The sequence below is a fragment of the Saccharothrix longispora genome (genome assembly GCF_031455225.1).
In the GTDB taxonomy this organism is placed as follows: Bacteria; Actinomycetota; Actinomycetes; order Mycobacteriales; family Pseudonocardiaceae; genus Actinosynnema; species Actinosynnema longispora.
Genome location: NZ_JAVDSG010000001.1, coordinates 4,171,700 through 4,194,940, shown reverse-complemented (window position 1 = coordinate 4,194,940; position 23,241 = coordinate 4,171,700). Strand labels below are relative to the sequence as shown.

Annotated in this window: 17 protein-coding genes; 14 read left to right on the top strand and 3 right to left on the bottom strand. The window is 73.0% G+C overall.

Translation table 11 applies throughout. The features are described from left to right. Positions 1–139: 139 nt before the first annotated feature. The 8 genes from J2S66_RS16700 to J2S66_RS16665 all read left to right on the top strand — a co-directional run bounded on the left by J2S66_RS16700 (position 140) and on the right by J2S66_RS16665 (position 13,082). Positions 140–2,698, top strand: coding sequence for a beta-glucosidase family protein (locus tag J2S66_RS16700; RefSeq protein ID WP_310308014.1), 2,559 nt, complete (start codon positions 140–142; stop codon positions 2,696–2,698). Position 2,699: 1 nt separating this feature from the next. Then, positions 2,700–3,698 carry a LacI family DNA-binding transcriptional regulator gene (locus J2S66_RS16695; RefSeq protein WP_306750909.1) on the top strand — a complete coding sequence of 333 codons (999 nt, stop codon included), beginning with the start codon at positions 2,700–2,702 and terminating at the stop codon, positions 3,696–3,698. Between the two features lie 68 nt (positions 3,699–3,766). Then, positions 3,767–5,728 carry a glycoside hydrolase family 31 protein gene (locus J2S66_RS16690; RefSeq protein ID WP_310308013.1) on the top strand — a complete coding sequence of 654 codons (1,962 nt, stop codon included), beginning with the start codon at positions 3,767–3,769 and terminating at the stop codon, positions 5,726–5,728. A gap of 25 nt (positions 5,729–5,753) precedes the next feature. Continuing rightward, positions 5,754–7,376, top strand: a complete 1,623-nt coding sequence (locus J2S66_RS16685; RefSeq protein ID WP_310308012.1) for an extracellular solute-binding protein — start codon at positions 5,754–5,756, stop codon at positions 7,374–7,376. Next, entirely contained in the window at positions 7,363–8,337 is a 975-nt protein-coding gene (locus tag J2S66_RS16680) for an ABC transporter permease (protein ID WP_310308011.1), read from the top strand. The genes J2S66_RS16685 and J2S66_RS16680 overlap by 14 nt, the downstream gene beginning before the upstream one ends. Next, on the top strand, positions 8,334–9,242 hold the full coding sequence (locus J2S66_RS16675) for a carbohydrate ABC transporter permease (RefSeq protein WP_310308010.1): 909 nt from the start codon (positions 8,334–8,336) through the stop codon (positions 9,240–9,242). Before J2S66_RS16680 ends, J2S66_RS16675 begins: the two co-directional genes overlap by 4 nt. Next, complete coding sequence (locus J2S66_RS16670) at positions 9,239–11,206, top strand: beta-galactosidase (protein ID WP_310308009.1); 1,968 nt, start codon at positions 9,239–9,241, stop codon at positions 11,204–11,206. Before J2S66_RS16675 ends, J2S66_RS16670 begins: the two co-directional genes overlap by 4 nt. Next, entirely contained in the window at positions 11,175–13,082 is a 1,908-nt protein-coding gene (locus J2S66_RS16665) for a glycosyl hydrolase family 95 catalytic domain-containing protein (protein WP_310308008.1), read from the top strand. The genes J2S66_RS16670 and J2S66_RS16665 overlap by 32 nt, the downstream gene beginning before the upstream one ends. 14 nt (positions 13,083–13,096) lie before the next feature. On the opposite strand, the gene J2S66_RS16660 is transcribed toward J2S66_RS16665, so the two are convergent. Continuing rightward, the gene (locus J2S66_RS16660; protein ID WP_310308007.1) at positions 13,097–14,269 is read right to left on the bottom strand and encodes an HNH endonuclease signature motif containing protein; all 1,173 of its coding nucleotides are present in this window, start codon (positions 14,267–14,269) and stop codon (positions 13,097–13,099) included. Between the two features lie 93 nt (positions 14,270–14,362). Here J2S66_RS16660 and cutA point away from each other — a divergent pair, with 93 nt between their 5' ends. Beyond that, the gene (gene cutA / locus J2S66_RS16655) at positions 14,363–14,686 is read left to right on the top strand and encodes a divalent-cation tolerance protein CutA (protein WP_310308006.1); all 324 of its coding nucleotides are present in this window, start codon (positions 14,363–14,365) and stop codon (positions 14,684–14,686) included. 97 nt (positions 14,687–14,783) lie between these two features. Here the strand turns inward: cutA and J2S66_RS16650 are convergent, their stop codons facing one another. Then, positions 14,784–16,331 carry an alanine/glycine:cation symporter family protein gene (locus J2S66_RS16650; protein WP_310308005.1) on the bottom strand — a complete coding sequence of 516 codons (1,548 nt, stop codon included), beginning with the start codon at positions 16,329–16,331 and terminating at the stop codon, positions 14,784–14,786. A gap of 102 nt (positions 16,332–16,433) precedes the next feature. Beyond that, on the bottom strand, positions 16,434–19,076 hold the full coding sequence (locus tag J2S66_RS16645) for an FAD-binding and (Fe-S)-binding domain-containing protein (RefSeq protein WP_310308004.1): 2,643 nt from the start codon (positions 19,074–19,076) through the stop codon (positions 16,434–16,436). A 94-nt stretch (positions 19,077–19,170) separates the two neighbouring features. Between J2S66_RS16645 and fabG the strand changes: the two genes are divergently transcribed. The 5 genes from fabG (at position 19,171) to J2S66_RS16620 (ending at position 23,107) form a co-directional block, all read left to right on the top strand. Then, positions 19,171–19,875 (top strand): 3-oxoacyl-ACP reductase FabG, encoded by a 705-nt coding sequence (fabG, locus tag J2S66_RS16640; RefSeq protein WP_310308003.1) that lies wholly within the window; start codon positions 19,171–19,173, stop codon positions 19,873–19,875. 35 nt (positions 19,876–19,910) lie between these two features. Continuing rightward, positions 19,911–20,678, top strand: coding sequence for an enoyl-ACP reductase FabI (gene fabI, locus J2S66_RS16635; RefSeq protein WP_306744991.1), 768 nt, complete (start codon positions 19,911–19,913; stop codon positions 20,676–20,678). 85 nt (positions 20,679–20,763) lie between these two features. Then, positions 20,764–21,780 carry a ferrochelatase gene (locus J2S66_RS16630; RefSeq protein WP_310308002.1) on the top strand — a complete coding sequence of 339 codons (1,017 nt, stop codon included), beginning with the start codon at positions 20,764–20,766 and terminating at the stop codon, positions 21,778–21,780. Between the two features lie 5 nt (positions 21,781–21,785). Then, a complete protein-coding gene (locus J2S66_RS16625; protein WP_310308000.1) occupies positions 21,786–22,268 on the top strand; it encodes a YcxB family protein in 483 nt (160 codons plus the stop codon). 41 nt (positions 22,269–22,309) lie between these two features. Beyond that, on the top strand, positions 22,310–23,107 hold the full coding sequence (locus J2S66_RS16620) for an Rv1486c family protein (RefSeq protein WP_310314834.1): 798 nt from the start codon (positions 22,310–22,312) through the stop codon (positions 23,105–23,107). Positions 23,108–23,241 lie beyond the last annotated feature (134 nt).

The following is a 23,241-nucleotide window of genomic DNA, read 5'->3' as shown; positions in this document are numbered from 1 at the left end:
GACTCGACTCGGAGACCTGTGCCACATTTTTGGCACCCCCGCCGCTGAGCCGAACGGGGTGATCTCCGGTCACGAATCGAATCGTTTCGATTCACATACCTGGACATTCGACGAATTCGACGAGCGCGAGAGGTGTGCCGTGGACCCGCTGCCGTTCCGCGACCCGGGGCTCCCGGTGGAGACCAGGGTCGCCGACCTCCTCGGCCGGCTGACCGCCGAGGAGAAGGTGGCGATGCTCCACCAGCGGCAACCCGCCGTGCCCCGACTGGGCCTCGCCGAGTTCCGCACGGGCCTGGAGGCGCTGCACGGCGTGGCGTGGCTCGGCGAGGCCACCGTGTTCCCGCAGGCGGTCGGCCTGGGCGCGTCGTGGGACACCGACCTGGTGCGCAGGGTCGGCGAGGCGACCGGCGTCGAGGCGCGCGGCTTCCACCACCGCGACCCCGTCGCGCACGGCCTCAACGTGTGGGCGCCGGTGGTGAACCCGCTGCGCGACCCGCGCTGGGGCCGCAACGAGGAGGGCTACTCCGAGGACCCGGTGCTCACCGCCGAGATGGGCACGGCCTACGCCCGAGGCCTGCGCGGCGACCACCCGCGCTACCTGCGCACCGCGCCCACGCTCAAGCACTTCCTGGGCTACAACAACGAGGACGACCGCTGCACGACGTCGTCGGACCTGCGCCCCCGCGTGCTGCACGAGTACGAGCTGCCGTGCTTCCGCGGCCCGGTCGAGGCGGGCGCGGCGGTCGCCGTGATGCTGGCCTACAACCTGGTCAACGGCCGCCCCGCGCACCTGACCCCGCTGCTGGACGCGGAGCTGCGGCCGTGCGCGCCGGACGGCCTGGCCGCGGTCAGCGACGCCTACGCGCCGTCGAACGTGGCCGGGGTGCAGGCGTACCTGCCCACCCACGCCGAGGCGCACGCCGCGATGCTGAACGCGGGCCTGGACAGCTTCACCGACCAGGACGCCGACCCGACCCTGACGATCGCGAGCGTCACCACCGCGATCGAGGACGGCCTGCTGGAGCAGGGGGTCGTCGACCGCGCCGTGGGCCGGGTGCTGGCGCTGCGGTTCCGGCTGGGCGAGTTCGACCCGCCCGCCGACGACCCCGCCGGCGACCCGGCAGACGGCAACCCGTACGCGGCGATCACGTCCGACGTCATCGGCACGCACGGCGAGCTGGCGCTGGAGGCGGCGCGGCAGGCGGTCGTGCTGCTGCGCAACGACTCCTTCCTGCCGCTGCGGTCCGGTGTGGACCTGGCGGTCATCGGCACGCACGCGGACACCGTCTTCGAGGACTGGTACAGCGGCACCCCGCCCTACCGGGTGACCGTCCGCACCGGACTGGAGCAGTTCGCGACCGTCGCCCACCACGAGGGCGTCGACCGGATCGCGCTGCGCGCGGCGGACGGCCGCCACCTCGGGGTGCGCGGCGGCGTCGTCGGCCTCGGCGACCGGGCGCTGTTCGACCGGTTCGACTGGGGCGACGGGGTGTGGACGCTGCGGGACGTGGCGTCGCGCCGCTACCTCGGGGTGCGGCAGGACGGCACGCTGGTCGCCGAGGCCGTCACGCCCGGCGGCTGGGACGTGCGCGAGCTGTTCGAGCCGCGCCCCACCGACGACGGGGTCGTCCTGCGCAACAAGGTCCAGGGGACCGACATCGGTCCGTTCACCGTGGAGCTGGTGGTCGACGGGACCGCCGCCGCGGCCGAGGTCGCCGCCCGGGCCGAGGTCGCGGTCCTCGTGCTGGGCAACGACCCGCACGTCAACGGCCGCGAGACCCAGGACCGCACCACCCTGCGCCTGCCGAACCTCGACCTGGTCAGGGCGGTCCGCGAGGCCAACCCGAGGACCGTGCTGGTGCTGGTGAGCAGCTACCCGTACACCCTCGACGGCGAGGAGGAGCGGCTCCCGGCGGTCGTGTGGACCGCGCACGGCGGGCAGGAGCAGGGCCGCGCCGTGGCCGAGGCGCTGTTCGGCGCCTACTCGCCGTCCGGCCGGCTGCCCCAGACCTGGTACCGCTCCGACGACGACCTGCCCGACGTGCTCGACTACGACGTCATCCGCGCGGGCAGCACGTACCTGTACTTCACCGGCGACCCGCTGTTCCCGTTCGGCCACGGCCTGGGCTACGCGACGTTCGGCTACTCGGACCTGGCCCACGACGGCGGTGTCGCCCGCGTGTCGATCACCAACACCGGCCTCGTGCCCGGCGCGGAGGTCGTGCAGCTGTACTCGTCGGCCCGGCGGCCCAGGGTGCGGCAGCCCGTGCGCAGGCTCCAGTCGTTCCGGCGCGTGCACCTCGAACCGGGGGAGACCGCGACCGTCGAGCTGCCCGTCGGGCACCTGTGGCACTGGGACGTCACGACCGGGCGCCGCGTCGTCGAGACCGGTCGCTACGAGCTGGCCGTCGGCTCCTCGTCCCGGGAGATCAGGGCACGCCTCGACATCGACGTCGAGGGCGAGGTGATCGCGCCGCGCGCCGGGGTGCTGCGGGCCGTCGACTTCGACGACTGCGACGGCGTGCGGCTGGTGGACGACGAGGTGGAGTTCACCCGCGAGGGCGGCTGGATCGCGTTCCACGACGTGGTGGACGGCGAGCGGTCGGCGCCGCCGGGCACGCGGGTCTCGCGGCGCGACGGCGCGTCGCTGGTGCTCACCGCTGCGGCGGCGGGCGTGCGGGTGAGGGAGGTGCGTTGACGTGGTCACCATCGCCGATGTCGCGCGGCACGCCGGGGTCGCCCCCAGCACCGTGTCGTACGTGCTGACGGGGCGCCGCTCGATCTCCACGGCGACCAAGGCCAGGGTCGAGGCGAGCGTGCGGGCACTGGGCTACCACCCGCACGCGGGCGCCCGGTCGCTGGCCAGCAACCGGGCCAACGTGCTGGCGCTGGTGCTGCCGGTGCGCGAGGGCATGCACATGCCGGTGCTGATGCAGTTCGTCGTCGCGGTCGCCAACGCGGCCCGCCGGCACGACCACGACGTGCTGCTGGTGACCGCCGACCAGGGCGCGGCCGGTCTGCGCAGGGTGGCGGGCAGCGCCCAGGTCGACGGCCTGCTCGTGATGGACGTGGAGATGCACGACGAGCGCGTGCCGGTGCTGCGGGAGCTGGACCGGCCCTCGGTGCTGATCGGCTTCCCCGCCGACGCGGCCGGGCTGACGTGCGTGGACCTGGACTTCGCCGAGGCGGGCGCCCGCTGCGTGGACCACCTGGCCGACCTCGGGCACACCTACCTGGCGCTCGTCGGCGCGCCGCGCGCGGTCTACCAGCGCGACACCGGCTTCGCGCACCGCACCATGGCCGGGTTCAGCGCCGCCGCCATGCGCCGCGGCGTCGCCTCCACGACCCTGCCCACCGAACCCGACCACGAGTCGGTGCGCGTGGCCATCACCGGCCTGCTGGACCGGCACCCCGCCGTGACCGGCCTGGTCGTGCACAACGAGGCCGCCCTGCCCTCGGTCGTGGAGGTGCTGCGCACGCTGGGCCGCAAGGTGCCCGACGACATCGCGGTGATCGCGATCTGCCCCGACGACCAGGCCGAGCGGCTGATGCCGCCGCTGACCTCGGTGGCGGTGCCCGCCGAGCAGCTCGGCCACCACGCGGTCGCGCTGCTGATGGCCAAGCTCGACCGCACCCCGACGCCCCCGCTCACGCTGCTGCCGCCACGGCTGACCGAGCGGGCGAGCACCACGCGCTGACCCCGCGTCCCCGGCCCGCTCCGCCGGGCGCCGTCGAAGCGCTTCGAACTCAACAGGAGGAACACCGGATGGGCTTGCGCGAGATCAGCGGCGGATTCGACTGGCGCGACGGCCACCAGGTGGTGCGCGTGGAGGCGTGGGGACCCGACGCCGTCCGCGTGCGGGTGGGGCTGACCGGCGTGCGCGACGACGTGCCCGGCGCGTTGGTCGGGCGGCCCGACGCCGAGGTCGACGTGAAGGTCGGGCAGGCGAGCGCGGTCCTGGTCAACGGGAAGCTGCGCGTGGAGCTGGGCGAGGGCCTGCTGCGGTTCGTCCGCGAGGACACCCAGACCGAGCTGCTGGCCGAGGAGCGCATCCACTTCTGGTGGCCCGGCTCCCGGCTGTTCACCTCGACCGGCAACGGCTACCACCGCGTGGCGCAGAACTTCCGCGCCTACGACGGCGAACGCCTCTTCGGCCTGGGCCAGCACCAGCACGGCCTGCTCGACCAGAAGGGGTCGGTCGTCGAGCTGGTGCAGCGCAACGCCGAGGTGACCATCCCGTTCCTGGTGTCCAGCCGCGGCTACGGACTGCTCTGGAACACCCCCGCCGTCGGCCGCGTCGAGCTGGGCCGCACCGGCACCCGCTGGGTGTCCGACAGCGCCCGCCAGATCGACTACTGGCTCACCGCCGGCGACCCGGCCGACGTGCTCCGCAACTACGCCGACGCCACCGGTCACGCCCCGGAGTTCCCCGAGTGGGCGGCGGGGTTCTGGCAGAGCAAGCTGCGCTACCGCTCCCAGGAGGAGCTGCTGGCCGTCGCCCGCGAGTACCGCGACCGCGGCCTGCCGCTGTCCGTGATCGTCGTCGACTTCTTCCACTGGACGCACCTGGGCGAGTGGCGCTTCGACCCCGCCGAGTGGCCCGATCCGGCCGCCGCCGTGCGCGAGCTGGACGGGATGGGCGTCAAGCTCATGGTGTCGGTGTGGCCCTCGGTCAGCCCGCTGTCCGAGAACTACCCGGTGATGCTGGAGCGCGGCCTGTTCATCGCCACCGAGCAGGGACCGCCGGTGCACGCCGACTGGCCCGACAAGGGCGTCGAGGGCGAGGTGGGCGTGTCGTTCTACGACGCGTCCAACCCGGAGGCCCGCGCGTTCGTCTGGGACCGGGTCAAGCGCCACTACTACGACCACGGCGTGCGCGTGTGGTGGCTCGACGCGTGCGAACCCGAGCTGAAGCCCGGCGCGCCGGAGAACCTGCTCACCCACGACGGCCCCGGCCTCGAAGTGCTCAACGCCTACCCGGTGAACAACGCCAGGGCGTTCTTCGAGGGCATGCGCGCCGAGGGCGAGACGGAGATCATCACCCTCAACCGCTCGGCGTGGGCGGGCAGCCAGCGCTACGGCGCCGCCCTGTGGTCCGGCGACATCCCGGCCACCTTCGAGTCCCTGGGCGCGCAGATCCGCGCCGGGCTCAACGTGGCGCTGTCCGGCATCCCCTGGTGGACCACCGACATCGGCGGCTTCCACGGCGGCGACCAGGCCTCACCCGAGTACCGCGAGCTGATCGTCCGCTGGTTCCAGTACGGCGCGCTGTGCCCGCTGTTCCGGCTGCACGGCTTCCGCGACCCCGACGTGCCGCTGCACCCGACCATGACCGGCGGACCCAACGAGGTGTGGTCCTACGGTGACGAGGCGTACGAGCACATCACCGCCGCGATGCGGCTGCGCGAGCGCCTGCGGCCCTACGTGCTGGAGCAGATGCGCGTCGCCACGGAGACCGGCCTGCCGCCCATGCGGCCGCTGTTCGTCGACTTCCCCCACGACGAGGCCGCCTGGGCCGTGGACGACCAGTTCCTGTTCGGCCCGGACCTGCTCGTCGCGCCGGTGTACCGGCACGGCGAGCGGTCCCGGGAGGTGCACCTCCCGGCGGGCGCGCGGTGGACCGACCACGCGACCGGTGAGGTCCACGAGGGCGGGCGGACCGTCCTGGCGGACGCGCCGCTGCACCGCATCCCCCTCTTCGTGCGCGACGGCGCACAACCCTTCTGACCCGACGCAAAGGGGCGTTTCCACCATGGACAACCTCACCCGCAGAGGTTTCTTCGGCTTCTCGGCCGCAGTCGGCGGCGCATTCCTGGTGGGCTGCGGCGGCACGGCCGCCCAGCACACCGGCAGCGCGCTCGACGCCGACGCGCTGGCCAAGGTGCTGCCCGCGCACATCCCGGTCGAGTTCGCCAAGCCCGACCTGCCCGGCGTGAACGGCTCCGCGCCCGGCTACCTGAAGTTCCCGGACACGCTCGTCGCGGCGGTGGAGGAGAAGCCGCTCAAGGGCGGCGAGGTCACCGCCATGACCCCCGCGTTCTGGCCCGTCCCGCCGGGCCTGGGCGAGAACTCCTACTACGACGTCGTCAACGAGCGCCTCGGCGGCGTGGTGAAGTTCGACCTGGTGCAGGGCAGCGACTACGCGGCGAAGCTGGCCGCGATGATGGCGGGCCGGAACGTGCCGGAGATGACCGTCATGCCGACGTTCACCATCCCGCCGCGCTTCAGCGAGGGCGTCGGTGAGGTGTTCCGCGACCTGACCGACTTCCTCGCCGGGGACAAGGTGAAGGACTACCCGCTGCTGGCGAACATCCCCACCGACGCGTGGCACGCGTGCGTCTACGGCGGCCGGCTCTACGGCGTGCCGTTCCCGGACAAGCCGTTCCCCGAGGCGATGTTCTACCGCAGCGACGTCTTCGAGCAGCTCGGCGTCGAACCGCCGAAGAACGCCGACGGGTTCGTGGCGCTGTGCAAGGAGGTCAACGACCCCGGCGCCAACCGGTGGGCCGTCGGCGACGTGTTCCGCTCGATGATCCGCATGTTCGGCGACCCGGGCGACTGGAGCCGCGACCCCTCCGGCAAGGTCGTCAACAAGATCGAGACCGAGGCGTACACCGAGGCGGTCAAGTTCACCCAGTCGCTGTACGCCGCCGGGTACGTGCACCCCGACCTCGTCGCGGGCAGCACGACCCGCGTCAAGGAGCTGTTCGCGGGCGGGCAGATGCTCGTCTACCAGGACGGCCTGGGCGCGTGGCGCGAGGCGCTGGCCCAGCAGCGGCCCACCAACCCCGGCTTCCGCATGGACGCCTTCCCGCTGTTCGCGCACGACGGCGGCGAACCGTCCTACCCGGTGAGCCCGCCCACCGCGATGGTCACCCTGATCCGCAAGGACCTCCCCGACGACCGGGTGCGCGAGCTGCTGAAGGTGGCGGACTTCGCCGCCGCGCCCATCGGCACCGAGGAGCACTTCCTGCTGCGCTACGGCACCGAGGGCAAGCACAGCGCCCGCGGCGCGGGCGGCGCGCCCGACCTCAACGAGCTGGGCCGCAAGGAGATCACGCTCACCTACGGCTTCCTCGCCTCACCGCCGGACGCCATCGTGGAGACCCAGTACCCCGACTACGTCGAGTCGCTGCACGCCTGGCTCGCCGACGCCCAGCAGCACCAGGTCAAGCCGCCCACGTTCGGGCTGCGCATCGAGGAGCCCGCCGAGCACTCCAAGCTGCCCAAGCAGTTCGAGGACCGCACGAACGACATCCTGCGCGGGCGCACCCCGGTCTCCGAGGTCGGCAAGCTCGCCGAGGACTGGCGCAAGGCCGGCGGCGACGAGCTGCGCGAGTTCTACGACAAGGCGCTCACCGATGCCGGGCGCTGACCTGCTGGAGCGGCCCGCCGTCTCGGCGGGCCGCCCCGCGTCCCCACCCCGCCGCGCCGCCTGGGCCCGCCGGCTGCGCCGCGACTGGGCGCTGCTGGTGATGGTGGCGCCCGCCGTGGTGCTGCTGGCGGTGTTCCACTACGTGCCGCTGTTCGGCAACGCGGTCGCGTTCCAGGACTACTCGCCGTACGTCGGCATCGCGGGCAGCCAGTGGGTCGGGTTCTCGAACTTCGCGCGGATCGTCGGCGACCCCGCCTTCTGGGACGCCACCGCCAACACGCTGACGATCACCGCGTTCCAGCTGGTGTTCTACTTCCCGGTGCCGATCGGCCTGGCGCTGCTCGTGCACAGCCTGCTCTCGCCCCGGCTGCGGATGTTCGTGCAGAGCGTGGTCTACCTGCCGCACTTCTTCTCCTGGGTGCTGGTCATCACGCTGTTCCAGCAGATGCTGGGCGGCGCGGGCGTGCTCAACCAGTTCCTGCGCTCGCACGGGTTCTCCCCGGTGGACGTGATGACCGACCCGGACCTGTTCCTCGTCCTGGTCACCGCGCAGTCGGTGTGGAAGGACGCGGGGTGGGGCGCGATCGTGTTCCTGGCCGCCCTGTCCACCGTGGACACCTCGCTGTACGAGGCGGCGGCCGTGGACGGCGCGGGCCGGTGGCGGCGCATGTGGCACGTGACGCTGCCCGCGCTGATCCCGGTGATCGTGCTGCTGCTCATCCTGCGCCTGGGCGAGGCGCTCACGGTGGGCTTCGAGCAGTTCCTGCTCCAGCGCGACGCCGTGGGCGCGGCCACCGCCGAAGTCCTCGACACGTACGTGTACTTCACCGGCGTGGTGAACTCGGACTTCTCCTACGCCGCCGCGGCGGGCCTCGTGAAGGGCCTCGTCGGGTTGGCGCTGGTGCTCGCGGCCAACAAGGTCGCGCACCTGGTCGGCGAGCAGGGGGTGTACTCCCGATGACCGCAGCCGTGCGCCCCGCGTGGGACGAGGCCCCGACCCGGCTCGGCCGGGCCGTGAAAGCAGTGGTGGTCGGCGTCGTGCTGCTGGCCGTGCTGTTCCCGCTGTGGGTGGTGGTGCTGACCAGCGTGTCGCCGTCCACCGCCATCACCGAGGCCGGCGGTCTCGTGGTCGTCCCGGACGGGTTCACCCTCGGCGCCTACGCCGAACTGCTGTCCGGCGGCACCGTCACCCGGTCCGTGCTGGTCAGCACCGGCATCACGGTCGTCGGCACGCTGTTCAGCGTGGTCGTGACGCTGCTCGCCGCCTACGGCCTGTCCCGGCCGGGCTCGTTCGCGCACCGGCCGCTGCTGTTCGTGGTGCTGCTGACGTTCCTGTTCGGCCCCGGCCTGATCCCCACCTACCTGCTGGTGCAGTCGCTGGGCCTACTCGACACCTACGCGGCGCTCGTGCTGCCCGGCGCGGTGGCCGCCTTCAACCTGGTGGTGCTGCGGTCGTTCTTCATGAACATCCCGCAGGACCTGGTGGACAGCGCCCGCATCGACGGCGCGGGCGACTTCCGGGTGCTGACCCGGATCGTGCTGCCGCTGTCCAAGGGCGTGACGGCGGTGATCGCGCTGTTCTACGCGGTCGGCTACTGGAACGCGTTCTTCAACGCGTTCCTGTACCTCAACTCCACCGACAAGTGGCCGTTGCAGCTGGTGCTGCGCGCCTACGTGCTCCAGGGCCAGCCGATCCCCGGCGCGAGCCCGGCGGACTCCACGCTGGACGGCACCGGCGGCCTGGTGGCGACGCTCGCGGTGAAGATGGCGGTGGTGGTGATCGCGGTCGTGCCCGTGCTCCTCGTCTACCCGTTCGTGCAGAAGCACTTCACCAAGGGCGTGATCGTGGGGGCGATCAAGGGATGACCCGGCTCGCGGACGGGCGGCTGCGGTACGGCGGCGACTACAACCCCGAGCAGTGGCCCGAGGACGTGTGGCCGCGCGACGTCGAGCTGATGCGCGAGGCGGGCGTGACCACGGTGACCGTGGGCGTGTTCTCCTGGTCGCGCATCGAACCGCGGCCGGGGGAGCGGGACCTCGGCTGGCTGGACCGGGTCCTCGACCTGCTGCACGACGGCGGCATCGAGGTCTTCCTGGCCACGCCGACCGCGTCGCCGCCGCCCTGGCTCGGGCACCGGTACCCGGAGACGCTGCCGGTCGACTTCGACGGCCACCGCCTGTCCTACGGCTCCCGCAACCAGTTCTGCCCGTCGTCCCCGGTGTACCGGGAGCACGCGCTGGCGCTGGTCGACGACCTGGCCGCGCGGTACGGCGACCACCCGGCGCTGGCGCTGTGGCACGTCGGCAACGAACTGGGCCAGGTGTGCCACTGCGACGTGACCGCCGAGCACTTCAGGACGTGGCTGCGCGCCCGGCACGGCTCCCTGGACGCGCTCAACGCGGCCTGGCACACCGCGGCCTGGAGCCAGCGCTACGGGGAGTGGGACGAGGTCGTGCCGCCGCGCCGCGCCCCCTACCTGATCAACCCCGGTCAGCGGCTCGACTTCGCCCGGTTCTGCTCCGACGCGCTGCTGGAGCACTTCACCGCCGAGCGCGACGTGCTGCGCCGGCACACCCCGCACGTGCCGGTGACCACGAACTTCATGGGCCTCGACGCGCCGCTGGACTACTGGGCGCTGGCGCGCGAGGAGGACGTGGTCTCGCACGACTGGTACCCCGACCCGGCCGACCCGACCGCGCACGTGGTCAGCGCCTTGGGCTTCGACCTGATGCGGTCGCTGAAGGACGGGCCGTGGCTGCTCATGGAGCAGGCGACGAGCGCGGTGAGCTGGCGGCGCCGCAACCCGCCCAAACCCGCCGGCCAGTTGCGCGCCCAGTCGGTGCAGGCGGTGGCGCGCGGCGCGGACGCGGTGTGCTTCTTCCAGTGGCGGGCCTCCGCGGGCGGCGCGGAGAAGTTCCACTCCGGCATGGTGCCCCACGCCGGACCCGACAGCCGGGTGTTCCGCGAGGTCGTGGCGCTGGGCGCGGACCTGGTGGCCCTCGCGCCGGTCGCCGGGACGGACGTGACCGCGTCGGTGGCCGTGGTGCTGGACTGGGAGAGCTGGTGGGCGGCCCGGCTCGACGCGCACCCGTCGGCCGACTTCGACGTGCTGAGGCGCGTGCGCGACTTCTACGAGCCGCTGTTCGACGCGGGCGTCGCGGTCGACTTCGCCCACCCGGAGGCCGACCTGACCCGCTACCGCCTGGTGGTCGCGCCCAACCTGTACCTCGTCCGCGACCCCGTGCCGCTGATGTCCTACGTCGAGGGCGGAGGCACGCTGGTGATGGGCTTCTTCTCCGGCGTGGTCGACGAGCACGACCGGGTGCGCCTGGGCGGCTACCCGGCCCCGTTCCGGGAGCTGCTCGGCCTGCGCGTCGAGGAGATGGCGCCGCTCGGCCCGGACGAGGTGGTGCGGTGCGCCTCCGCCTCACTGGGCGGGTTCACCGCGGACTCCTGGTGCGACGACCTGCGCGCCGAGGGCGCCGAGGTGGTCGCGTCGCTGGTCGACGGCGGGGTGCCGGTCGTGCTGCGCAACCGCTTCGGCACGGGCACGGCCTGGTACGTCGGCACCCGGCCGTCACCGGAGGGCACCCGCGCGCTGCTCGACCGGGTGCTCGCCGAGGCCGGCGTCGACCCGGTCCTCGCGGTGCCGCGCGGGGTCGAGGCGGTGCGCCGCGGCGAGGTGCTGTTCCTGGTCAACCACGGCGTCGCCGACGTGCGGGTGGACGTGCCGGGCGCGCACGACGACCTGCTGTCCGGCGCGGTCGTGTCCGGTTCGCTGACCCTGGGGAGGTTCGGTGTCGCGGCTCTGGTTCAGCGGTCCCGCTGAGCGGTGGGAGGGGGCGCTGCCGCTGGGCAGCGGTCGGTTCGGCGCGATGTGCTGGGGCACCGGCCGGTTCGACCTCAACGACGACCGGATGTGGTCCGGCGGACCCGCCCGGCCCGTCGACGGCGTGGCGCGGGTGCTCGCCGCCCGCGAGGCCGTGCTGGCGGGCGACCCGGAGGGGGCCGAGGAGCTGCTGCGGTCCGTCCAGGGGCCCGACACCGGCGTCTACCAGCCGCTGGGCACGCTCCGGGTGCGCGGCCTGGAACCGGGGGAGGGCTACGAGCGGTCGCTCGACCTGCGCACCGGCGTGGCGGCCGTGCGCTACTCCGAGGGCGTCCGGCAGGTCGCCGTGTGCTCTTCCGAGCACCACGCGCTGGCCGTGCGCGTCGAGGGCGCGCCGCACGTGACGGCGGACGTGGACCGGGCGCTGCCCCTCACCCGGGTCGAGGAACCGGGCGCCGTCGTCTTCTACGCCGGCCTGGCCGACCCGCCGCCGTGGCGGGAGTTCCACGACCGGGCCGTCGCCGACCACCGGGCGCTGTTCGACCGGGTCGCGCTCGACCTCGGCCCCGCGCCCGACGCGCCCGTGGACGAGTGGCCCGCCGACGACCCGGCCCTCGCCGCGCTGCTGTTCCAGTACGGCCGGTACCTGCTGATCGCCTCGTCCCGACCCGGCACGCTGCCCGCGAACCTCCAGGGCGTGTGGAACCCGCACGCCGACCCGCCGTGGCGGTCGAACTACACGCTCAACATCAACACGCAGATGAACTACTGGGCCGCCGAACCCACGGGGCTGCCCGAGTGCCACGAACCGCTGTTCGACTTCGTCGACGGACTCGCCCGGCACGGGGCGGAGACCGCCCGATCGCTGTACGGCGCGGGCGGCTGGTGCGCCCACCACAACAGCGACCCGTGGTTCCTGACCACCCCCGTGCAAGGTGACCCGGCGTGGGCGAACTGGCCGATGGCCGGCGCGTGGCTGTGCCTGCACCTGTGGGAGCACTACGCCTTCACCGGCGACGCGGAGTGGCTGCGCACCCGTGCCTGGCCGCTGATGCTCGGCGCGGCCGACTTCTGCCGCTCGTGGGTGTTCGAGCACGACGGCGTCCTGACGACCGCACCGTCCACGTCACCGGAGAACCACTACGAGGGCCCGTCCGGCAACCCGGTGGCGGTGGGCGTGGGCTCCACCATGGACCTGACCCTGGTGTGGGAGCTGTTCACCCGACTGCGCGAGGCGGGGGAGGTGCTGGACCTGCCGGTCGACACCTCCCTCCTGGACCGCCTGCCGCCGCTGCCGATCGGCTCCCGGGGACAACTGCTGGAGTGGGCCCGCGAGGCGCCCGAAACCGAGCCGCGGCACCGGCACGTGTCGCACCTGGTCGGCCTCTACCCGGGCAGCCGCATCCGGCGCGGCACCCCCGAGGCCGAGGCCGCCCGCCGGGTGCTGGAGGAACGCGGCGACGAGGGCCCCGGCTGGTCGCACGCGTGGAAGGCCGCCCTGTGGGCCAGGCTGGGCGACGGCACGCGCGCCGCGTCGCTGCTCGCCGCCATGCCCCGCTGCGAGAACCTGGTGGCGGCCGACCCGTTCCAGGTGGACGGCTCCCTGGGCCTGCCCGCCGCCGTGGCCGAGATGCTCGTGCAGAGCCACACCGGCGTGGTGGAGCTGCTGCCCGCGCTGCCCACCCGGTGGCGGCACGGGAGCGTCACCGGCCTGCGGGCGCGCGGCGGCCTCACCGTGGACCTGCACTGGCGCGGCGGCGAACCCAAGGCGGTCGCGATCACCGCCCGCACGGCTCGTGAGGTCGTGCTGCGGCACGGGGAACGCGTCGAAGTGCTGCGGGTGCGCCCGGGAACGCGGCACGACCTGTCCTGGTGAACCGGGGCCGCGACTCACGCCGCCACCGCGGGTGGTCGGTGGAGGAGGTTCTGGCGTGGTCTCTGTGCGGGGTCGATGTGTCGGGGTGGGATGAAGGTCGGTGTTCCGCCGGTGGTGGTGATGTGCCACTGCGAGTGGTGGATGAGGCTGTGGTGGGTGCGGCAGAGCAGGACGAGGTTCGACAGGTCGGTGGACCCGCCGTCGGCCCAGTGGCGTACGTGGTGGGCGTCGCACCACTTGGGTGGTCGGTGACAGCCGGGGAAGGCGCAGCCCCGGTCGCGGGCGTGCAGCGCCCGGCGCTGGGCCACGCTCACCGTTCGCTTGGCGCGGCCGAGGTCGAGCACTTCGGAGTCGCCGCCGAGTACGACCGGGAGGATTTTGGCGTCGCAGGCGATGCGGCGGGCCTGTGCCGCGCTGAGGTGCCGGTCGCCGTCCAACAAGGCGTGCCCGACACCGCGACGCAGGGTGTCGTGGTCGATGGTGACGCTGATGTGCGGTCGCTCTCCGGCCTCCGACGGCAGGTCGGTGGAGCGTGACGCCAGTGAGATCAGGTCGGCGAACGCCTCACCCCTGCGTCGTGCCGCGTCGCGCGGGCCGTCCGGGCGGGGTGCGGCGAGTGGTTCGAGCATCGCGGTGAACCGCGCCCCGGTCTCGGCGGACAATTCACCGAAGAACTCCAGTCGTCCGCCGGGCAGGTCGCGCAGGTGCAGCACGTCGCCGGGGTCGGCGGCGGGTTCGTCCACTTCATCGACGCGGTCCTGTTCGGCGCGGTCTCGAATCCGGTCGGCGAGTTGCCGCACGGCTTTCGGTTCCACCGACCGCGCGGCCTCGACCAGGATCTCCTCGGACCCGTCCGGCAGGCGCAGCGAGATGGCCCGCGCCAATTCGGTGAGGTGCCCGTCGGAGAGTTCCTCCAACACCGCACCCGTCACGGGGTGCAGGGGTGGGAGTGGTTGGCCGGTGGGGCTGGTGGAGGGCAGGAACAGGGTCACCTGCGCCGTCCACCGCTTCACCTCCCGCGTGTCGGCGCGCACCAGACGCCGGTAGGCATCCGCGTCCAGCCCGCGCCGCAGCACCTCGGCCAGCAACCGCAACCGCCGCACGTGCAGTGCGCGCAGCGATGCCTCGACCTCCGCGATGGCGGCGAACACACCATCGTCGGAGAGCAGCGCGGGCGACACGTCCATGAATCCAGGCTATTCGAACACCTGTGCCCATTTCATCACTCGTATGGTTAGGACGAAATGGCCGCGGAGTGACGGCCGGCTACGCTCCGGCAGATGAGCGACAACCACGTCGTGGTCATCACCACCACCGACAGCGAGGACGCGGCGGGCACCCTGGCGAGGGCCGTCGTGGAGGCACGCCTGGCGGCGTGCGTGCAGGTGAGCGGTCCGATCCGGAGCGTCTACCGGTGGGAGGGTGCGGTCCAGGAGGACCGGGAATGGCAACTCTGGATCAAGACCGCCTACGACCGGGTCGACGAGCTGACCGAGTTCGTCAAGGCGCGCCACGCCTACGACGTGCCCGAGGTGCTGGCCCTGCCGGTGCTCGGCGGCAACACCGACTACCTCGCCTGGATCACCGAGCAGACCCGCGCGTAGCGGCACCCGCACCACGAGCCGGAGCGGCGGCCCGCGCCCCCGCGGACCGCCGCTCCGGTCTGGTCGTCTCCGGTCTGGTCGTCGCCCCGGCAGGCCGTCAGCCGACCTCGGCGTCCTCGCGCTTCGTCCTGAGGTACTCCTTGAACTCCTTCAGCTCCCGCTTGACCACGGGGGCCAGCAGGTACAGGCCGACGATGTTGAACAGCGCCAGCAGGAACAGCACCGCGTCGGCGAAGTCCAGCACGCTGCCCAGCGTCAACACCGATCCCACCACGGTGAACAGGCAGAAGATGACGCGGTAGACGGCCTCGCTGCGCTTGCTCTTGCCGAACAGGTACGTCCACGCCTTCTCGCCGTAGTAGCTCCACGTGATGATCGTGGACACGGCGAACAGCACCACGGCCAGCGTCAGCACGTACGGGAACCACGGCAGCACGGTGGCGAAGGACTCCGAGGTGACCGTGACGCCGTCCGGCCTGGGGCCGCCGGCGAACACGGTGGCCTGGGCGTCCTTCCAGAACTGCGTCTGCGCCACGACGATGGTCAGGGCGGTCATGGTGCAGATGACCACGGTGTCGATGAACGGCTCCAGCAGCGCGACGTACCCCTCCGTGACCGGGCGGCGGGTCTTCACCGCCGAGTGCGCGATCGACGCGGAACCGAGGCCCGCCTCGTTGGAGAACGCGGCGCGCTGGAAGCCGACGATCAACGCGCCGATAGCGCCTCCCGCGACGCTGTCGGCGTTGAACGCGCCCGTGAAGATCTGGCCGATGGCGTCCGGGACGGCGGTGACGTTGAACAGGATGACGGTGAGGCATCCCAGGACGTAGAGGATCGCCATCGCGGGCACCAGCTTGCCGGTGACCCGGCCGATGGACTTGATGCCGCCGATGATCACGGCGCCGACCACGAGCGCGAGGACGATGCCGAACACCAGTGCGGCGCCGTCGGTGCCGAGGAAGCCCTCCTCGCCGCCGGTCACGTTGCGGAGCTGGGCGAACGTCTGGTTGGCCTGGAACATGTTGCCGCCGGCGATCCCGAAGAACAGGATCATGGCCGCCGCGCCCGCGGCGAGCACCTTGCCGACGGCCTTGCCCGCCCCACCGGGGAACCGCTCGGCCAGGCCCTTGCGCAGGTAGTGCATCGGGCCGCCGGACACCGTCCCGTCCGGGTGGACGTCGCGGTACTTGACGCCCAGGGTGCACTCGACGAACTTCGTGCACATGCCGAGCAGGCCGGCGAGGATCATCCAGAACGTCGCGCCCGCGCCACCGATGGTCACCGCCACACCGACACCGGCGATGTTGCCGAGGCCGACGGTGCCCGACACGGCCGAGCTGAGCGCCTGGAAGTGGGTGATCTCGCCGGGGTCGTCGGGGCTGCTGTGCCTGCCCCGGACGATGCGCAGCGCGGTGGTGAAGCCCCGCACCTGGATGACGCCGAAGTAGGCGGTGAAGATCGCCGCTGCGATGACGAGCCAGCCGACGATCCAGGGGAACGTCACGCCGAAGACGGTGATCTCGGCGAAGACGAAGCCTGCCACGGCATCCGAGACAGGGGTGAAGACGTTGTTGATGGCCTCCTCGACGGAGGACAGCGCTCCGCCCTCGGCCGCGAGGGTGACTGGTGGTGGACTCGTGGTCATGACCGGTCAGTGGATCGAATCGTGAAGCTCTTGCAAAGGTCTGTTAAGCGTTTCTTGAGGTTCGTCACCCGATCGCAAGCTCGCCTCCCACGACCAGGGGGCCTACAGCCCCAGCCGACGCCTCAGCAGCGTCGCCGTGTGCACGGGTTCGGCGTCCGTGCCGTGGCGCACCTGGGTGCGGCAGCTGAACCCGTCGGCCACCACCGACGTGCCCTCCGCCGCCGTCCGCACGGCCGGGAACAGCGCCAGCTCGCCCACCGCCATCGACACCTCGTGGTGCCCCTCCTCGAACCCGAAGTTGCCCGCCAGCCCGCAGCAGCCCTCCAGCAGCGACGCGGTCACCCCGGCTTTGACCAGCAGTTCCCGGTCCGCGTCCAGGCCGCCCTCCGCGTACTGGTGGCAGTGCGGCTGCACGACCGCCCCGCCGCCCGGCGCGCACGGCTCCAGCAGCGGCGAGACGTGCTCGGCGAACGTCCGCACCGAGCCGGCCAGCCGCGCCACGTCCGGGTCGTCGCCCGCGACCTCCAGCGCGTCACCCCGCAGGAACGCCGTGCAGCTGGGCTCCAGCCCGACCACCGGAACGCCCTCGCGCGTCCACGGCCGCAGCACCCGCGCGGTCCGCCGGACCACCCGCCGCGCCACGTCCAGCTGCCCGGTCGAGAACCACGTCAGCCCGCAGCACACCGCCGACCGCGGCACCTCCACCGCCTGCCCCGCGTGACCGAGCACCGCCGCCGCGTCCAGGCCGATGCCCGGTTCGAAGTGGTTGGTGAACGTGTCCGGGAACAGCAGCACCCGGTCCCCGCCGCCCGTGCCCGCCGCGAACCGCGACTGGAACGACCGCACCGGCACCGGAAGCGGGCGCGCCGGGTCCACCCCGCCGAACCGGGCGAACCTCGCGCTCACCCGGTTCACCAGGCGCAGCCGCAGCCACAGCGGCAACCACCCCATCGAGTAGTGCGCGGCCGGCCGCCGCCGCCCCTTGTAGTGGTGGTGCAGGAACTCCGCCTTGTAGGTGGCCATGTCCACGTCCACCGGGCAGTCCCGCTTGCACCCCTTGCAGCCCAGGCACAGGTCCAGCGCCTCGCGCACCTCCTCCGAGCGCCACCCGTCGCGCACCACCCGACCGCCGAGCATCTCGAACAGCAGTCGCGCCCGGCCGCGCGTGGAGTGCTTCTCCTCCCGCGTCACCCGGTAGCTCGGGCACATCACGCCGCCGCGCGCGTTCAGGCACTTGCCCACGCCCACGCACCGCCGCGACGCGGCCACCAGGTCGCCGCCGTCGGCGCGCAGGGCCAGCGCGGCGCGCGTCGGGATCACCGGGGGAGCGACCAGCACCCGCAGGTCGTCGTCCAGCTTCAGCGGCGCCACGACGCGGCCCGGGTTCATCAGGTTCCCGGGGTCGAACGCCGCCTTGAACCGGCCGAACGCGGTGATCGCCGCCGGCGGGTACATGCGCGGCAGCAGCTCCGAGCGCGCCTGCCCGTCGCCGTGCTCCCCGGACAGCGACCCGCCGTGCGCCACCACCAGGTCCGCCGCGTCCCGGAGGAACGACCGCAGCCCGCGCGCGAGGTCGAAGTCGACCCGCACGTGCAGGCAGCCCTCGCCGTAGTGCCCGTAGGTGACGCCCCGCCTGCCGTGCCCGGCCAGCAGCGCGTCGAACTCCCGCAGGTAGGCGCCGAGCCGCTCGGGCGGCACGGCCGCGTCCTCCCACCCCGGCCACGCCTCGCCGCCGTCCGACATCCGCGTCGCCAGGCCCGCGCCGTCCTCCCGGACCCGCCACAGCGCCCGCTGCCGCGCCGGGTCGGACACGACCACCGAGTGCGGCGCGAGCGCCGCCGCCCGGCGCGCCACCGCGTCCTCGACGGCCTCCACGAACAGCCAGCTCCGCCCGGGCGGCAGCAGCGAGCGCGAGTCGCCCGCGTGCCGCGCCAGTTCGGCGTTCAGCCCTTCGACCGTCAGCACGCCCGGACCGCGCAGCTCGGGCGCCAGGTCGGCGGCGTCGTACGGGCCGTCGAAGCCGAGCACCGCCAGCACCCGGCGCGGCGGCGACTCGACCAGCTCCACCGTCGCGCCCAGCACGGTCGCGCACGTGCCCTCCGTGCCGACCAGCGCGCGGGTCAGGTCCGGCAGCGCGTCCAGCCGGTACCCCGAGACCCGCCGGTCCAGGGCGGGGAACCACGCCGGGTCCGCCCGCGGCAGGTCCAGCTCCGGCGGGGTGCGCGTGTCGAACCGCCGCCCGTCGGGCAGCAGCACGTCGAGCGCCCGCACGTTGTCGCTGGTCTTGCCCCACGCGATCGAGTGCGCGCCGCACGCGTCGTTGCCGATCATCCCGCCGAGCGTGCACCGCGAGTGCGTCGACGGGTCCGGTCCGAACACCAGCCCGTGCGGCCGGGCCGCGTCGTTCAGCCGGTCCAGCACCACGCCGGGCTGCACCACCGCGACCTTCTCGTCCGGGTCCACCGAGATCACCCGGTCGAGGTACCGGGAGAAGTCGAGGACCATCCCGGCGCCCGCCGAGTTGCCCGCGACCGACGTCCCCGCGCCCCGGTTGGTGATCGGCACGCCGTGCTCGACCGCCACCGCCACCGCCGCGAGCACGCCGTCCACCGACCGCGGTCGCACCACGACCAGCGGCACGTGTCGGTAGTTCGACGCGTCGACCGAGTACACCGCCCGGCTCGCGCGGTCGTCGAGCACGTCGCCGTCCACCGCGGCGCGGAGTCCTCCCACGAAACCGGTCACCCGCGCAATTGTGATCCACGCCCGGCCGATGATGGGGTACTTGGGGGTAGCCGATAGCCTCGCACGGCATCAACCAGCAGCGATGGGAGCAAGCGTGTCGAGGTCCGTACTGGTCACCGGCGGCAACCGGGGTATCGGCCTGGCGATCGCCCTGGCGTTCGCCGCGCAGGGCGACAAGGTCGCGGTGACCCACCGGGGGTCCGGCGCGCCCGAGGGGCTGCTCGGCGTCAAGTGCGACGTGACCAGTTCGTCCGAGGTGGACGCGGCGTTCGCCGAGGTCGAGGCCGCGCACGGGCCGGTCGAGGTGGTCGTGGCCAACGCCGGCATCACCGACGACACCCTGCTGCTGCGGATGACCGACGAGCAGTTCGGCCGGGTCCTCGACGCCAACCTCACCGGCGCGTTCCGGGTCGCCCAGCGCGCCTCGCGGGGGATGCTGAAGAAGCGCTACGGCCGGATCGTGTTCATCTCCTCCGTGGTCGGCCACATGGGCGGCGCGGGGCAGGTCAACTACGCGGCGAGCAAGGCGGGCCTGGTCGGCGTGGCCCGCTCCATCGCCCGCGAGCTGGGTTCCCGCAACATCACCGCGAACGTCGTCGCGCCCGGCTTCATCACCACCGACATGACCGACGCCCTGCCCGAGGAGCGCAAGAAGCAGATCCTCGCCCAGGTCCCGGCCGGCCGCTACGGCACGACCGACGAGATCGCCGCCGCCGTCACGTTCCTGGCCTCCGACGCCGCCGCCTACGTCACCGGCGCGGTGCTGCCGGTCGACGGCGGTCTCGGCATGGGCCACTGAAAACCCCACGCACAACACTTCCGGAGGAACAACCCGTGACGGGACTGCTCGAGGGCAAGCGACTGCTGATCACCGGCGTGATCACCGACGCGTCGATCGCCTTCCACGTGGCCAGGGTCGCCCAGGAGCAGGGCGCCCAGGTCGTGCTGACCGGCTTCGGCCGGATGAGCCTCGTGGAGCGGATCGCCAAGCGCCTGCCGCAGGCCGCCCCCGTGGTCGAGCTGGACGTGCAGAACCAGGAGCACCTGGACACGCTGGCCGACCGGCTCCGCGAGCACGTGGACGGCCTCGACGGCGTCGTGCACGCCATCGGCTACGCGCCGCCGACGTGCCTGGGCGCGCCGTTCATGGACGCGCCGTGGGAGGACGTGGCCACCGCGGTGCACGTCTCCGCGTACTCGTACAAGGCGCTGACGAAGGCCGCCCTGCCGCTGCTGGGCCGCGGCGCGTCGATCGTCGGCCTGGACTTCGACGCCCGCCAGGTGTGGCCCGCCTACAACTGGATGGGGCCGGCCAAGGCCGCGTTCGAGTCGATCAACCGCTACCTGGCCCGCGACCTCGGCCCGCAGGGCATCCGGGTGAACCTGGTCTCGGCCGGCCCGGTGCGCACGATGGCCGCGAAGTCGATCCCCGGCTTCGCCGACCTGGAGGCCATGTGGGGCGAGAAGGCCCCGCTCGGCTGGGACGTGGACGACGCCACGCCGGTCGCCCGCTCGGTCTGCGGGCTGCTGTCGGACTGGTTCCCGGCCACCACCGGCTCCATGGTGTTCGTCGACGGCGGCGTGCACTTCCTGGGTCTCTGAGGCCCGACCGCGGTCCGGGTCGGCGTGCCGGTGGTCACGCCGACCCGGTTGTGCGCTCCGGAGGTGTCGGCGCGAGGATGACGGGGTGAGTTACGACGCGCTGCTCTGGTTGTCCTTCGGCGGTCCGGAAGGTCCCGAGGACGTCCGCCCCTTCCTGGAGAACGTGACCCGCGGTCGCGGTGTCCCGCCCGAGCGGTTGGACGAGGTCGAGCAGCACTACCAGCACTTCGGCGGCGTGTCGCCGATCAACGCGCTCAACCGCCGCGCCATCGACGCGGTGCGCGGGCTGGTGGAGCTGCCGGTCTACTTCGGCAACCGCAACTGGCACCCGATGGTCGAGGACACCCTGGCCGAGATGAAGGCCGCGGGCGTCAGGCGCGCGCTGGTGTTCCCGACCAGCGCCTACGGCGGCTACTCGGCGTGCCGCCAGTACGACGAGGACATCCGGCGCGCCCGCGCGGCCGTGCCGGACGCCCCCGAACTGGTGAAGCTGCGCCAGTTCTTCGACCACCCGCTGTTCATCGAGTCCTTCGTGGACGCCGTGCGCACCGCCGCGGCCGGTTTCGACGACTACCGCCTGGTGTTCACCGCGCACTCGGTGCCGCTGTCGGCGGACAAGGCGTCCGGACCGCCCGAGGAGGGCGGCCACCGCTACTCGCGGCAGATCGCGGAGGCGTCCCGGCTGGTCGCGACCGCGCTGGGCGTGGCCGACCACGACGTGGTGTGGCAGTCGCGGTCGGGGCCGCCCCAGGTCCCGTGGCTCGAACCGGACATCGTGGACCACGTCGAGGCCCTGCACGCCAAGGGCGTGACCAACGTCGTGGTGTGCCCGATCGGGTTCGTCAGCGATCACCTGGAAGTGGTGTGGGACCTCGACACCGAGGCCCGTGACCGGGCGGTGGAGCTGGGCATGGGCTTCGCCCGCGCCGCGACGCCGAACGACGACCCCCGGTTCGCCCGGCTCGTCGCCGAACTGGTCGCCGAGCACCTGGCCGGCGCGCCGGTCCGCAAGCTGTCGGAGTTCCCGCTCGCCGGCTGCACGGTCGACGGCGCGCCGTGCGCCGTGCTGTGCTGCGAGCCCGCGCGGCGCCCGGCGAAGTGAGCGGGGTGCGCGAGGTGGGCGTGGACTTCAGCTGGTCCCCGAGACCGGCGGACTGGCGCGACGCGCTGCGGATCGCCGTGCCGCTGTACCGGTGGGCGCCGTGGTTCGCCGCGGTGCTCGCCGTGCTCGGCGTCGTCGTCCTGGTGATGGGCATGACGTGGGCGGGCGTGTTCGCGCTCGCACTGGCTGTGATCATCGTCGCACTGGTGCCCGTGGGCACGGCGGTGAACTTCCACAACCACCCGCTCGCGGCCAAGAGGGTCACCGGCACGGCGGACGGCCACTCGCTGCGCATGGCGGTCGGCGAGTCCGCCCGCAGCGAGCTGAGCTGGGACGAACTGCCCGGTTGGGCGGAGACCGGGCGCGGGTTCGTGCTCAGGACCGGGACGACCGCGGTGTACGCGGTGCCGCACCGGGCGTTCGACGGGGACGAGGACGTGGCGAAGTTCCGTTCCCTGCTGGTGGAACACGTCGGGCCGGCGGCCTGAACCGGCCCGCCCGACGCGTACCCTCGGCAGGCGTGTCAAGCGTGTCGAGTGCGAGTGCGACGCTGGTCGTCTGGACGTCCGCCTGGCTGCACGGTGCGGCCGCGGCGGACGACGTCCTGGACGCCCTGGGGTTCTGGGCCGGTCTGCACGAGGTGGCCGCAGACGACGACGGCACCGCCACGGCGCTCGACCTGCCGGGCCCCGACGAGGTCCCGGTGGGACCGGCCCTGCTGCTGGCGTCACTGCGGCGTTCCTCGGCCGGCGCCGCGCGGCTGGTGCTGCCCGTGCCGGGCGACGTGCGCGGGCTGGGCGGCCAGGGGCCGCTGGTCAAGTGCGCGCTGCGGGCGCGGGAGGCGGCGGTGCTGCCGGACGTCGGTGTCGGCCTGGTGCCCGCGCTGGTGGCCGACGGCGTGCTGCGGTGGACGGTGTTCGACCTGCCGTCGTCCTCGCCGGGCGAGCACGTGCCGCTGGGGGAGGCCGAGCACGGCCTGGCGTCGGCGATGCGCGAGGCCGCCACGGCGCTCGTGACGCTCGACGTGGCCCGGCACCGGCCGAACGTGCGGGCCGAGATCGCCGCGCTGTCGGCGGAGCAGCAGAAGCTGTCGTGGCCGGACGGGATGCCGCCGCGCGCGCTGCGCGTGCTCCAGCGGGCCGCCGAGGTCGCCGCGATCCTGGAGGTGGCCGCGTCCGACGCGCCCGGCGGCGCCGTGTCGGCGACCGCGACCAGGGCCCGGGACGAGGCGCTGCGACCGCTGTCCGAGGCCGTCCGGCGGGCGCGGCTGGCGGCCGTCGACGAAGCCGTGCGCGTGCTTTCGGACCAGGGTGCCGGCCGTCATTGAGACGAATGCGTCGTCGAATGGATTCGACAATGCTTCGGTGAATGTCGAAATTGCGCAACCCCCGGCGCGGGCCGTCGAATCGGATATTCGACGACACGGGTACCGCCCGGCAATGAGCGCGATGCGCTGAACAG

What these genes read in the sequence shown, in the direction of transcription:
- J2S66_RS16685 (WP_310308012.1), top strand. Translation starts at nt 5,754, where the DNA reads ATGGACAACCTCACCCGCAGAGGTTTCTTCGGCTTCTCGGCCGCAGTC.
- J2S66_RS16675 (WP_310308010.1), top strand. Translation starts at nt 8,334, where the DNA reads ATGACCGCAGCCGTGCGCCCCGCGTGGGACGAGGCCCCGACCCGGCTC.
- J2S66_RS16660 (WP_310308007.1), bottom strand. Translation starts at nt 14,269, where the DNA reads ATGGACGTGTCGCCCGCGCTGCTCTCCGACGATGGTGTGTTCGCCGCC.
- J2S66_RS16680 (WP_310308011.1), top strand. Translation starts at nt 7,363, where the DNA reads ATGCCGGGCGCTGACCTGCTGGAGCGGCCCGCCGTCTCGGCGGGCCGC.
- J2S66_RS16690 (WP_310308013.1), top strand. Translation starts at nt 3,767, where the DNA reads ATGGGCTTGCGCGAGATCAGCGGCGGATTCGACTGGCGCGACGGCCAC.
- J2S66_RS16650 (WP_310308005.1), bottom strand. Translation starts at nt 16,331, where the DNA reads ATGACCACGAGTCCACCACCAGTCACCCTCGCGGCCGAGGGCGGAGCG.
- cutA (WP_310308006.1), top strand. Translation starts at nt 14,363, where the DNA reads ATGAGCGACAACCACGTCGTGGTCATCACCACCACCGACAGCGAGGAC.
- J2S66_RS16670 (WP_310308009.1), top strand. Translation starts at nt 9,239, where the DNA reads ATGACCCGGCTCGCGGACGGGCGGCTGCGGTACGGCGGCGACTACAAC.